This is a genomic window from Shewanella sp. SM32 (genome assembly GCF_025654235.1).
Taxonomy (GTDB): domain Bacteria; phylum Pseudomonadota; class Gammaproteobacteria; order Enterobacterales; family Shewanellaceae; genus Shewanella; species Shewanella oncorhynchi.
Genome location: NZ_JAKKRO010000093.1, coordinates 1 through 12,185, shown reverse-complemented (window position 1 = coordinate 12,185; position 12,185 = coordinate 1). Strand labels below are relative to the sequence as shown.

The 12,185-nt window shown below is 44.6% G+C and carries 14 protein-coding genes; 4 read left to right on the top strand and 10 right to left on the bottom strand.

The window, feature by feature from the left end; genetic code table 11:
- Window positions 1-1,248: methyl-accepting chemotaxis protein (locus L5M10_RS22340; RefSeq protein ID WP_263255959.1), on the bottom strand; the 1,248-nt coding region annotated here is incomplete at its 3' end.
- Between the two features lie 376 nt (window positions 1,249-1,624).
- Here L5M10_RS22340 and L5M10_RS22335 point away from each other — a divergent pair.
- Window positions 1,625-1,972: a hypothetical protein gene (locus L5M10_RS22335; protein WP_131525749.1), complete on the top strand. Its 348-nt coding sequence runs from the start codon at window positions 1,625-1,627 to the stop codon at window positions 1,970-1,972.
- A gap of 22 nt (window positions 1,973-1,994) precedes the next feature.
- Here the strand turns inward: L5M10_RS22335 and L5M10_RS22330 are convergent, their stop codons facing one another.
- Complete coding sequence (locus L5M10_RS22330) at window positions 1,995-3,473, bottom strand: DUF4145 domain-containing protein (protein WP_263212472.1); 1,479 nt, start codon at window positions 3,471-3,473, stop codon at window positions 1,995-1,997.
- Window positions 3,474-3,506: 33 nt separating this feature from the next.
- Window positions 3,507-4,214 carry a hypothetical protein gene (locus L5M10_RS22325; protein ID WP_105250588.1) on the bottom strand — a complete coding sequence of 236 codons (708 nt, stop codon included), beginning with the start codon at window positions 4,212-4,214 and terminating at the stop codon, window positions 3,507-3,509.
- Between the two features lie 190 nt (window positions 4,215-4,404).
- On the opposite strand from L5M10_RS22325, the gene L5M10_RS22320 reads away from it, so the two are divergent.
- Window positions 4,405-4,935 carry a DUF2780 domain-containing protein gene (locus L5M10_RS22320; RefSeq protein WP_105250589.1) on the top strand — a complete coding sequence of 177 codons (531 nt, stop codon included), beginning with the start codon at window positions 4,405-4,407 and terminating at the stop codon, window positions 4,933-4,935.
- Window positions 4,936-5,035: 100 nt separating this feature from the next.
- Entirely contained in the window at window positions 5,036-5,497 is a 462-nt protein-coding gene (locus L5M10_RS22315) for a TerB family tellurite resistance protein (protein WP_105250590.1), read from the top strand.
- Between the two features lie 177 nt (window positions 5,498-5,674).
- Here L5M10_RS22315 and L5M10_RS22310 read toward each other — a convergent pair whose 3' ends face one another.
- Window positions 5,675-6,499, bottom strand: coding sequence for an HDOD domain-containing protein (locus tag L5M10_RS22310; RefSeq protein ID WP_131525752.1), 825 nt, complete (start codon window positions 6,497-6,499; stop codon window positions 5,675-5,677).
- A gap of 288 nt (window positions 6,500-6,787) precedes the next feature.
- Window positions 6,788-8,050: an L-methionine/branched-chain amino acid transporter gene (yjeH, locus tag L5M10_RS22305; RefSeq protein ID WP_113940284.1), complete on the bottom strand. Its 1,263-nt coding sequence runs from the start codon at window positions 8,048-8,050 to the stop codon at window positions 6,788-6,790.
- A 251-nt stretch (window positions 8,051-8,301) separates the two neighbouring features.
- On the opposite strand from yjeH, the gene L5M10_RS22300 reads away from it, so the two are divergent.
- Window positions 8,302-8,733: an Lrp/AsnC family transcriptional regulator gene (locus tag L5M10_RS22300; RefSeq protein WP_006079646.1), complete on the top strand. Its 432-nt coding sequence runs from the start codon at window positions 8,302-8,304 to the stop codon at window positions 8,731-8,733.
- A 270-nt stretch (window positions 8,734-9,003) separates the two neighbouring features.
- Here the strand turns inward: L5M10_RS22300 and nrfD are convergent, their stop codons facing one another.
- The 5 genes from nrfD to L5M10_RS22275 all read right to left on the bottom strand — a co-directional run.
- Window positions 9,004-9,945 carry a cytochrome c nitrite reductase subunit NrfD gene (gene nrfD, locus L5M10_RS22295; RefSeq protein ID WP_105250593.1) on the bottom strand — a complete coding sequence of 314 codons (942 nt, stop codon included), beginning with the start codon at window positions 9,943-9,945 and terminating at the stop codon, window positions 9,004-9,006.
- On the bottom strand, window positions 9,942-10,628 hold the full coding sequence (locus tag L5M10_RS22290; RefSeq protein ID WP_105250594.1) for a 4Fe-4S dicluster domain-containing protein: 687 nt from the start codon (window positions 10,626-10,628) through the stop codon (window positions 9,942-9,944). Before L5M10_RS22290 ends, nrfD begins: the two co-directional genes overlap by 4 nt.
- A gap of 4 nt (window positions 10,629-10,632) precedes the next feature.
- Window positions 10,633-11,097 (bottom strand): cytochrome c3 family protein, encoded by a 465-nt coding sequence (locus L5M10_RS22285; RefSeq protein WP_263255957.1) that lies wholly within the window; start codon window positions 11,095-11,097, stop codon window positions 10,633-10,635.
- A gap of 76 nt (window positions 11,098-11,173) precedes the next feature.
- Entirely contained in the window at window positions 11,174-11,650 is a 477-nt protein-coding gene (locus L5M10_RS22280; RefSeq protein ID WP_105250596.1) for a DUF2726 domain-containing protein, read from the bottom strand.
- A gap of 295 nt (window positions 11,651-11,945) precedes the next feature.
- A partial coding sequence (locus tag L5M10_RS22275) for an integrase core domain-containing protein (RefSeq protein ID WP_263176386.1) occupies window positions 11,946-12,185 on the bottom strand: 240 nt, incomplete at its 5' end.

Here is a 12,185-nt window from a genome sequence, read left to right as displayed (position 1 = left end):
TAAACTGCTCGCTGCAGACTGTTGAGCCGCTGTTGCCGTGTTCTCAGCATTGGCTGCAATCTCATTAGTCGCACTCGCCATTTCAGTTACCGCAGTCGCGACCATAGCGACTTCTTGCTGCTGACGTTGTAACTCCGCAACTGAAGTTTGCGTGGTGGCAAGACTACGTTCAGCATCGGCATCTAACTCATTCGCTAATTGGCGAATATGGCTGATCAGCTGATGTTGACTGCCCACAAAGCGGTTAAAACTGTCGGCAAGCACGCCCACTTCATCTTGAGTGTCGACAGAAATACGTTGAGTTAAATCACCATTACCATCGGCAATACGCGCAAGAGCTTGCGATACTCGACTCAGAGGACCCAGTAACATGCCAACTAACCAAGAAATGGCTAACACACTCAGCAACAGTACGAGTGCAGAGAGACCCAATTGAGTGAGTAATAGGTTAGACAATGGCGCTTCTAGCGTTTCCTTATCAAGCACTAACACTAATTCCCAATCTGTATTAGGGATATCAACGCTCCAGACTAATTTGTCACGTCCTTCATTTTCAAAATACATAGGCAACAGAGTGCCCGCTGCACGGCTCTGTTCTGGTAAGTTGCGATTAAGCTCGTTGTCGATTTCACCTATAGGTTTCATCGTCTTAGCTTGATCTTTATAAGCGATCACTGTGCCGTCTTTGTGCATCATGATGGCATAACCGTTTGCCGGTAACTTCATCCGATTAACACCGTCAACTAGGCTTGCGATAGATAAGTCACCACCCACAACACCTTGTGCGGTAGGCTGTGCCATAGTCACAACCAGAATGTTATAGGCAACATCCACGTAAGGTTTTGTCAAAATAAGACCGCGCTCACTGATGGCTTGTTGATACCAAGGGCGGCTGCGAGGATCATAGCCCGTACGATCAATACTCGGATCAGAATCCAACATTTGCCCTGCTTGAGAGCCAAAATAGGTCAGCTGAAAACGGCCCGATGCCTGTGCTTGTTGAAGTGTATTGAGGCTGTCACCTTCAACTTTGTTCGCCAGGGCTCCCATAATATCTTGGCGGCCAGCCAACCATTCTTGGATCCGCTCAGCCTGCTGTTCACCTAAGCGCTGCACTTGTTCTAGGCTGTTTTGTAACAGCTGGGATTTTTGGCTGGAATAACTTTGCCATGACAACAAACCAATCACGAGTGAAAGGGCTGCCACGACAGAGAACAGAATTTTTTGCTTGAGCGAATATGAGTTCATGTTGGCGTCTAATTAATTAACAAAGCAGTGAAACAAGAGGGTGTTTGAGCGGGTCGAACGAACATTTACAACCAATATAATAAGGCGGCTAACTGAGTTAAAACTGCAGTTAAATTTGAGCTGAATTTTCTCATATTATGTACAGTTAGCAAAGAAATTGCTCAGATTTACATCAAAAAGATTTTAGCAAACACATATAATTAACTAACCGTTATTCGAGCAACAACATATAGATAAGCATGCGATCACATATCAAAGTAATGCGCAACACCAAAATGGCCTCCGGAGTAAAAGAAAGTAAATTAATCAAGATTAACGTGACCTAGACGCACTCGCTATTGCACACTAAATGTCCACTGCCTATCGAGGAGTTCTTATGATTTTTCAACAGTTCCAACAGAGCCCACTGCAGACCCGAATTTCTGGCCCACGGGCTTGGTTAGCGATGGCAATTAGCATTAGCCTAATTTGTTTATCACTATTTTTATTGCCCTTCGTGCTCTTATTTGGCGCGATTGCGCTCGGTTGTTTAGTCCTATTTAGCCGCTTTTATATGGCACGTCAGTTGGCTAAGTTTAATCAGGCTCAGGCAAGCGCAACGCAGCATGCCCACGCAACAGAGGAGCCGCAGAGTCAGGTTTATGGATCTGACACTATTGTTAGGGAATCTAATGCGACACGCCATCAAGGGCGCACTTTTGAGCATAAAGAGGATGAACACTAGTTCAATCGAAGCAAAACTGCGCTCAAGCGAGTAAGGTCTGCGCACGTTTAAGGCTATGAATTTCGGCGGGATCTTGGGTTACCTCAAGCACATTTTCAATCTGTAATACCAGTGAACGCCACAGAGGCTCGATAATATCCGCCTCTTTTTTATTGGCATTTTGCCGTGCCAGCTTAAGCAAAGCAGCAGATCCAACGACATCAATTCGTCCTAAGATACCGTCGGCCAGTGCCATACTCAGCTCAATCATCGCAGGCACACTGTGGCTATATTTGATCACTTGGCGCAAATAATCCTCAGCTTGAGTCAAATCACTGCCAAAGGCATTGTCATCATTGAGCATATGTTGCGCCCGCGTGAGCATAGCATCGAGTTGTCCTTGCTCGGCAGCTTCGGCCATCCAATGCTCACTGGCAATCATATCTCGAGTACAACCATCTCCATTGGCAAGCATTAATGCTAAATGATACTGGGCATGGGGATAACCTGCTTGCGCGGCTTTGCTTATAAAATGATAGGCTTGAGTTAAGTTCTTTTGCTGGTAATGCAATACACCTAGATTCGCCATCGCTTCGGTTTGCTCGCCATCTGCCGCACCTTGTAAATATTGCTGTGCTAACTTGCTGTCGGGTTGAAACGACTCACTGCCTACAAGATAAAAATATCCCAATAACGCCATCGCATTGACCACACCTGCTGCTGCTGCAGTGGCAATGATCTGTTCACCTTTAGCCACTTCTGGCGCGCCTTGATAACCGTGGATCAGTGCTACGCCATGCTCATGTAAGGCTTCCATGTGCTTAGGTGCCGCAAGGGAAAACCAATAGGCCGCTCGGGCAAAACTGTCAGCTGCGCTAATGTGAGAAATGGTATTTAGAGGTGAAACTGTGGATAAATCTTGGCTTGATATAGCTTCGGCTTCTGCCGCAAGTTCTTGCTCTTTGAGCTGTTCTTGTTCTTTCAGTATCAAAGCCTTGATCTTAAACGATATCCCCACCAAATACTGCGCTTGCGGGTCATCTTCCATCACAGCGCGGTAACATAAGTCCCTCACCGTCATTGCGTCAGTCGCTTCATAACAGTAGTCAGGGGCAACTCGACCTTTAACCTTAGGATACAAGTGCTCAACTAAAGTCAGGACATCTTTAATGGATTTTTGCGCTAGCGCGAGTAATTGTTCTTGGGTGAGATGGTATTTCTCAGGATGAGCACCGCGGTTACCGTCGGCACGCAATCGATGCAGGGCACGAGTGGTCTTCACATCAATCACGCGCCGCTGATTTAGCTGTTCGATCCTATCGTATAAATTCGGACTGGAAAACGCGATTTGCTTATCTTGCCCCAGTAACTCTGTAAGTTTATGGGTAAAACTGCGAATGTGCAGCAGCGACTGTGTCGGCACATCCTGCACATAGCTTTTCGCCTTGAGGTAATCATCACTCAAGGAGACCGAAAAATCGTGGATAAACTCACTATCCTTAATGACTGTTTTCGTCCCCATGAGTGATTCCCTACAGGCTGAATTGATGTTGCACTATTCGACGCTTGGTTTTTTCGACACCATATATAAGCGGAACAAAGCGACGTTAACGAATAATCCAATAAAAGACATAAAAGTATCCGCTAACATTTGCACAGGTAATCCGCCCATGGACGCTAACCCAGAAAGCTGGCTACCTATGACAGAGAGTGGTAAATACAACATCAATAATGCAATGGTTTTTAGTACGATAGGACCACTAAAACTAAAACTACCCTTAATCGCTTCTAGCGGTGTTAAGCGCTCAACCACAACCATAAAGTTCACATAGGCTAAACGCGCAAAGAGATAGAAGCTAATTACCAATCCTACCAGCCACACAGGACCGAAGGCGGCAAACAGCATCACTGGTGCTAAAATCGCTAGACCAGAAAACACCCCAGCCAATAATAATGGTGGAACAAAAGGTAAACTCGCCTTCAACACCACTCCCGCTGAAGGACTATGCCCTTGTGAGCGCAGTTCTAAAAACAGAGTCAAAGCGGCAATTAATACCGAAAAAGTAAGTAGTAACAGCATCATGGCGATCATATGCGGAGCGCCAAACTGTGGATTTTCTAGATCAACTTTACTCATCTCTATACCAAGCCATAACTGGATCCCCACTTGGATCAAGAGTAATGGGATCGTCAGCATAGCGAGTTGCGCCAGATGATTACGGAAGAAGTTATAGGCTTCTGACAAAATTGCGGATAGTGACATGCGACTTTCCAAATAATTGAAATGAATTAACACTTAGAATTGCCGCTAAGGATACCGAAAATCCCTTGGCAATGCACAGTAGAAATCACCAGTGTGAACCGTAAATCACAGAAAACTACTGCAACAAAAGTGACAAACCCGCTAAACTGTCCAGCGAACTCGTGCGCAAACCATCAAAGGACGCTTCCATATGAAACACACTCTGACCTTCTCTATCCTCCTCAGCACTTGTATTTTAGCGGCGCCCGCCAGTGCAGGCTGGTTAGATAACTTGGCAGGAACTCAAGCCAAAACTGAAAAAGCGACCACTACAGCAGCGGCAACTCAGTCGAATGATTTAGTTGGCAGCGTCATGTCACAATTGGGTTTAAACCAAACTCAAGCCGAAGGTGGCTTAGGCAGTTTATTAGGCTTAGCGCAATCAAGCCTAGGAACAACCGACTACTCAAAACTGGCTGCCAGCATTCCTAATGCCGATAGTTTGCTCGCCGCTGCGCCTAAATTGGACTCAAAATCGGGTGTTTCTGGCTTATTATCCAAAGCGGGTGATTTAGGTTCATCACTGCAAGGCAGTGCTATGGTATTAGACGCCTTTGAAAAATTGGGCATTTCTAAAGATCTAGCAATGCCAATGATCAACATAGCTAAGTCTTACTTAGATACCAATGGCACTGAAGGCACCTCAGACTTACTGATGAAAGGTCTGAACTCGCTACTGTAATTCAGTCTTACCTCACCCTAAGCAATACAAGATTTAGGGTGAACTTTCACTTCCCAATCGACTCTACTTTATATTCCCTCCAGCATGAGAACCGCCAAATATGATTGCGAAATTAAGACGATTTTTTGAAGCTCATACTCAAGCAGTCTCCCCTGAAGACAAGGCACATCAACTTAAACTGGCCGCAGCGAGTATGTTACTTGAAGTCGTATTTGCCGATGAGACCTTAACGGCAGAGGAAGAAGCATTATTACCTAAGCTGCTAACCGATACCTTATCAATGTCAGAAGTAGACGCTAAGATACTGATTGATGAAGCTAAAAGCGTACAAGGCAGCGCGACCTCACTCTTTGAATTCACCTCAGCCATTAACGCTGAATTTAGCCTAGCGCAAAAGCAGCAATTGTTGCTCGCAATGTGGCAACTGGCCTACGCCGATGGCCAGCTATCCCAATATGAAGACCAGATCATTCGACGCACCGCCGATTTGTTGCACCTCAAACACAGCGAGTTGATCCAAATGCGTAATCTTGCCATAGCTGCAACCCAACAAACTGGCTAGCCACATCCACTATTCAGTCAAAGTGCAAATCAACAAAAGCCCATAAAAAAGCGTGAATGCGAAACGTCCGTTCCCCATTCACGCGATTGTCTTCTTAAAACTAAATTGATATCGCTCTTTGGCTAAAAATATTTTTACTGCCACCCTACTCATCAAAACACTAAGCGAAACAAAATTCTAAGCTAACGCTTTACCGATTTCATATCCCGAACCGTGTAATTCAGTCAACTTAGTCCTTAGCCCGCCCATCTCCATCTTCAATCCTTTCTTAGTCGCTAATTGAGATAACCAACTGGTTTTCTCCTCATCCTCAATCGTATCCCACTCATCTAGAACTTTGTAAGATAAGCATAATAACGCAGCAAGTTTTGAAAATGGGTTTGAATCCTTAGGGTGGTCTTGATACAAAATGCCTTGCACTAACGCTGGTGTAAACTTCCAATTTTTCGCTAGTAATGCGCCAATATCCGGGGAATCATATCCGAGTAACTCGCGCTCAAACTGATGCTTATCTTTGCCCTGCGCCACAGCTTCGGCAATTTTCGCCGCATCTTCAGGCGATACTGCCGCAATCAATAGATCGCCAATACGATGTAAGATACCGCAAGTAAAAGCCTCTTCTGGGACTGCGCCACAACGCTTTGCCATTTCTTGACTATAAAGCGCAATCTCAAAGGTTTGCCCCCAAAACTGGGCTAAATCTATTCCTTCACACTTAGGGACAGCACCAATCACCGCCGATGCGAGCACTAAGGTTCGTAGGGTTTGCATCCCAAGACGCACAACAGCTTCATCGATAGTGCCAACCTCTCGACTGCGTCCATAGTGGGCACAGTTAGCAAGGCGTAACACCCTAGCGCTGATTAAGGGATCGTGTGAAACTTTAGTGGCAATGCTTTTTACTGTCGCATTGTCATCATTGACCGCATCTAACAATTCACTGATCGCCTTAGGTAACCTAGGTAACTCATCGACACGATTGAGCAACGCAGCTGAATCCATATTTATTCTCCTTCCGTATGAATGATCAAAATATAGAACACAAGTTATCGCCTCGCTCACCGAGATACATTAAATATCAGTAATGTGCAGTCCTTCGGCAACAAAGCTTGGCGGCCATCAGACTTAAGGTTTACCTCTTTATTTCATTCAATTTAATCGCACTCAATCATATCCAGTTTCGAAATCCACTAAGCCACACAAAAAAGCCCCAAACTCTTATGACAATAAAGAGTTCGGGGCTTTTTTAATTAACCCATCATGTTGATTTAGCCCCAGAGGGTGCGAATATTACTCAGGTAACGCCAAACTTTGTTTGCGACTAATATGGGTCTTTTGCCACCACAAAAATGGCGCGACCACTAAGATCAACACAAGCACATAGGACATACTTGCACCTAGGGCAAAACCTAATACTAAGCAAAACGCACAACCCAGCGCCACCAGCGGCCAATTGTGCCGTGGTAATAACTTAGCAGCAGCGAGCATAGCCATCAAATAGATCACCACAAATACGCCGTTGCTCCATGCGATAAGGTGCTCTAGCTCTTGCCCGGTAAGGTAAGTCAGTACAATCACGCTTGCCATCACAGATAACAGCGCAGCAAGTGCTCGAATGGGCACACCGTGGGCATTCTTAACGGCAAAGAAGCGCGGTAAAATGCCTTCACAACTAAAACTCCAGACCAGACGTGCCGCACTGGCCGCATACACGTTAACGGTTGCCAATCCACTTGCGATACCTAACACACCAATCACTTGTGCGCCGTAACCACCGAGTAGTTGGTCAAACACGCCGATCATGGCGACACTTTTATCTGTCGGCACTAATAGCAGTAAAAGTGTACAAGCCACATAAATCACGCCCACCAGCACTGTGCCCATCATCATAGCGGGGATCATATCCTGCTGCGGACGACGAAAATCATCGGCAAGATGGGTCATAGCTTCTATACCCAAGAAACTCCAAAAAGCGATGCCAGCGGCAATCATCACGGTCGGCATTTCAGGCATACCATGGCTAGCAAGTGTCGTGAGATGACCTTGCTGAAAACTACTCGCACCAAACAAGACCACAACAACGGCGACAATGCAAAGTGTCAGGCCAAATTGCAGCTTAGCCGACACTTGGATGCCTCTTAAATTAATCAGAAACAAGCCAAAAATCACGAGTATTTCAACACCAACCTTGGACCAACCCGATATCGGTATTAAGGCATTCACAAACTGGAAGGTCATCAAAATCGCGGCTGGCGCCCCCATGGGCACAACCAGTAAAAAGATCAGTCCAATTGTTCGACCTGCGGTGCGACCAAAGGCTTTTTCGACAAAGTAAGCGGGGCCAGCGGCATGGGGAAATACACTCGCTAAACGACCAAAGACCAGCGCCACAGGAATAATGGCTAAGGTGAGCAATATCCATGCGACTAGCGCGCCAGAATGCGCTTTTTCAATAGTCATCTGAGGCAAAATAAATACCCCTGTACCGAGCAAAGTGGTCGCCATTAAACCCGCACCTTGCCAACGACCTATAGTTCCGCTATTTGAATTCATCTGTTAATATTCTGTGGTTTTTGAGCTGTCAGTATAATGAGATTTCGCCCTACAATCTGCCGTTAATTTCAGTGTTCTCCACGTCCAATACCGGTAAAATCGCGGCAAATAACGTTATTTCCATCAAAATGACGGCCATCTTAAATTTTGGTAAAATTTTAAGCAAAAATACTCAGCAAATTCTGTGGTTATTCAAACCAATGGCAAAATAACACACAGATTCAATATAGCCATTTTCACTGGAGTCACCCTTGGATAAATTCGATACTGCCATCATTCATAGTTTGCGTCAGGATGCGCGCCAGAGCGTGTCGAATATCGCCGAACAGGTCAATCTATCCCGTAGTGCGGTTGCCGAGCGCATAAAAAAGCTCGAACAAACTGGAGTGATCCGTGGCTATCAAGTGCTCTTGAGTGAGTCGCAAAAAGAAGGAGTATCGGCTTATTTCGAAATCCAGCATCAATGTCCACGTTGCGCCGACGTGGTACACGTATTCCAAGCGATCCCCGAAGTGATTACCTGCCGTGGTATTTCTGGTGATATGGATTTACTCGTGTACGTGCATGCGCCCTCGATGCGCCGCCTGCATGAGATCCGTGAGTATATCGACACTCACACTGACATCATCAAGATCAAAACCCATGTGGTAATGAGTGAATGGATTAATAACCTCGGCGAGTAAATAGTGCCTCCCTAAAACAAGAAACGCCACCCTTAGGAATAAGGTGGCGAGGCCCGTTTGGAGGCAGGGCAAAATATTGAAGTGTAAAATATGGCATCCTTGCCCAGCGACCTCCCTGTTACACAACCAACCGCGGCTAGACTTAACCCTTGAGAGCTCAGCCAGCGCCGCAAGGGCCTCATCTACAATGTTTTCCTTTGACATTGTTTCCGCGATCCGTCGATTCCATTGATTATTATGATTTTTTTCGTCATTAATTAACGGTACGCCTTAAGCGATCGTCATTTGTCCTGTATAGAGTATGAAGTTACGTAGCAGTAATACCCCGATCAAGCTCAAGCAAGCCGTCCCCGCCACATAGGCCCATTTCCGTTTAGATGTCGCAGTCATAAACAAATTCATCGCCAATGGTCCAGACAAACCGAGTCCAATAATACCAAGCCAGAAAATCCATCCCCAGAAGCCATACCCTAAGGCATTAAAGGCGGCTATTTTACTCTGTCCACCTGTTAGCACTAAGCCCATAAAGAAGGTAAAAATCAGCACGATTTCGACTAAAATCAGTGGGATTTCAACCTTGTGGATAAAGTGCACCTCTTTGTCATTAGGTTTGCCATTCATCAACACGCCACCGAGTAAAGATGATGCCGCACCGGAAGACAAACCAGATGCCAAAAACAGCAGAGGTAACACAGGGTTTTTAAGCATGGGATAGCCTGGCAAGGCCGAGAGCAGGAAGCCTGTGTACGCGCCCAATGCCAAGGATAGAATCACGAGCAATCCTGTAATTGTCGCTTCAAATCGAGCCAATAATGCGGTCAACTTAAGCACAATAGGAAAGCGTGTTTCACACCAAGCATCAACAGGTTTACGGAAAGTCAAACCAATCCACATAAACATAAATACTTGGTAAATCAGCAGAATAAGCACTCCCATCGACATGACAGATTTAGGGTTGTAGAACACCAAAATCTTCCAAAAATCGAGAGGTTTAGTTAAGTCTGCGACCAATATCCCTAACCCGGCCATCACAGCTACAGGCGCGACAATACAAGCGGCTCGCACAAAACCAGACTGATAGGCGTTTTGCTTCAAAACAAAATGTTTCAACAGTACGGCGAAGAACATGGCTCCTGCAGATACACCCGCTAAAAACAGGTAAATTGCAATCGGCCAATGCCACACTAAGGTATCAAAATGTAGGGCACTCATAGTATCACCTCCCCTGATTTTGCAACGATACGGAACAATTTAGGTCTCGTTCCAAGATCAACCTTAGTGCGCTGGGTTGGATTAGACCGCAGAACTTGAACAACCTCAGAAGTCGGATCTTTTAAATTACCGAACACGAGTGCCTTTGTTGGGCAAGCAGCAACACAGGCAGGTTGTTTACCTTGAGCTAGGTTAGTTTCTCGGCAGAAATCACACTTATCCGCCGCATGGGTGACAGGATTAATAAAACGGACTTGATAAGGACAAGCTGCAATACAGTATTGGCAACCTACGCATTTCCATGCGTCGACAGAAACGATACCCGTTTCTTTATCAATAAATGCAGCTCCAGTTGGACATACATTTACACAGGGCGCGTCTTCACAATGCTGACAAGACTTGCGACTAAAGTGATAAAACTGATTAGGGTATTCGCCAAAGGGACCCGCTTGTTTAATTTGAAGCCTAGAAACACCTTCGGGTACATTATTCACCTCACGACAAGCCACCTCACACGCTTGGCAACCTATACACTTAGTTTCATCATGAATAAGTGCATATTTGACATCAGGTTCTGCTTTAACACTATCCGATGCATTCACTGTGGCGAGTAATGAAGCACCTGTAGCGCCGGCAAATAAGGCACAGGTGCCTTTTAGAAATCTTCTTTTTGAATTTTCCATAACCTTACTCCTGCTTGCCAGTGTGGCAACTGCTACATAGCTCACTGCGAACCTTCGGCGTCATATCCGCCATTGGATCCGTTGGGCTATGTAAATTATGGCAGGCGGCACAAGGCACTTTTTGAGCATGTACGTTATGCGTCCAATCTGCTCCACTGAGTTTTTTCTTGGTATGACACTTCTGACACACTCTCAGCTGAACCGTCAGATCCGACGATTCTTCCATACCAAAGACCACCATATCATTCGGTTTCTTAGGGTGATCGCCCTTTTCTCCATGACAGGAAGAACAGCTCATTTTCATCGCATCTTGACCATGATGCCCTAACATTTGACCATTACGCTTGTGACACTTCATACAAGCATCACTGTTAATTTGATTGGCTGGCTCAGCACTCATTGCAGAAAAGCTTAAAAGCAACGCAGCAGCACCTAAGCGTAACGACCACAGCCATTGTCTTTTGGACATAGGAAGTCCTCACATTTATCCGTAGGAAGGTAAAGAAGGGGTCGAGTTCGGATAATTCCGAACCCGACGGTCAAGATCACACAGCCAAGGCTTGCTTAAGACTCTGAGTATCCCACTGTTTATGCTGGTTCATTTCAATGAAACTGATATTGAACTTGCTAAACAGTTTTTTCAGTGGTGAGTTCGTTTCTTTGCCAAAATCACTGATAACCATTTTCACTTCAGATGAATCATGGTCGATCAATACATAATCGAGTCGGCATTCATGATTTAATTCCGTATCATGTTTGTCCATCTCAAATACAGTGTCTAATGGCACGTTACAACAAACATCGTATTTACCTTCAACAACTGTTTTTAATGATTTAAAAAAATTGAAGCTTTGTTTATCAAACAATACTGGTTTAAGTTTCATCTCATGATGTGCGGCTTCATCAGGACCTGCTTTAAAAAACTTAATGCAAGTCATGACAAACATCACAAACACGAATGGTACTGCTACGAATAGTACGAAGTACATAAACGCATAGCTGAGAATGACTGAAGTATTCATACACGCCTCCAAAAACTAATTTATTTTTTGTTATCTCCTTTAAAGCAACTTTAGTATTATTTGAAAACACTTATTTTTTCTTGACACACGTCACACTTGCAAATAACAACTTAAATATAAACAATGATTTACATTGCGCGTCACATTGCAAAATTATGTAAATCTTAAATACAAATATTGATACTTGATAATTCAGTATTTGCATTTTAAATATGTAAATATCAGTTTTTGAAATTTTAAATTTTATGAAAAACCATTTTAAATATTAAAAATAAAACAAAAAAACCTGTACTGGTCAACCCAAACTGGACACTTTTAGTTGAGAATTTTCAAACTCTACAGGTGACAGATCACCATTAGCAGAATGAAGTCGCTCCAAGTTGTAATATTTCATGTAAGCAGTCACATCTTGCTTCATAAACTCCCTTGTTGGTTGATTAACTTTAAAAATCCAATCGTGTTTTAAGCTGCCAAAGAATCGCTCAACAACGGCATTATCCCAACACGCTCCCACATCACCCATGCTGGCTCGGAT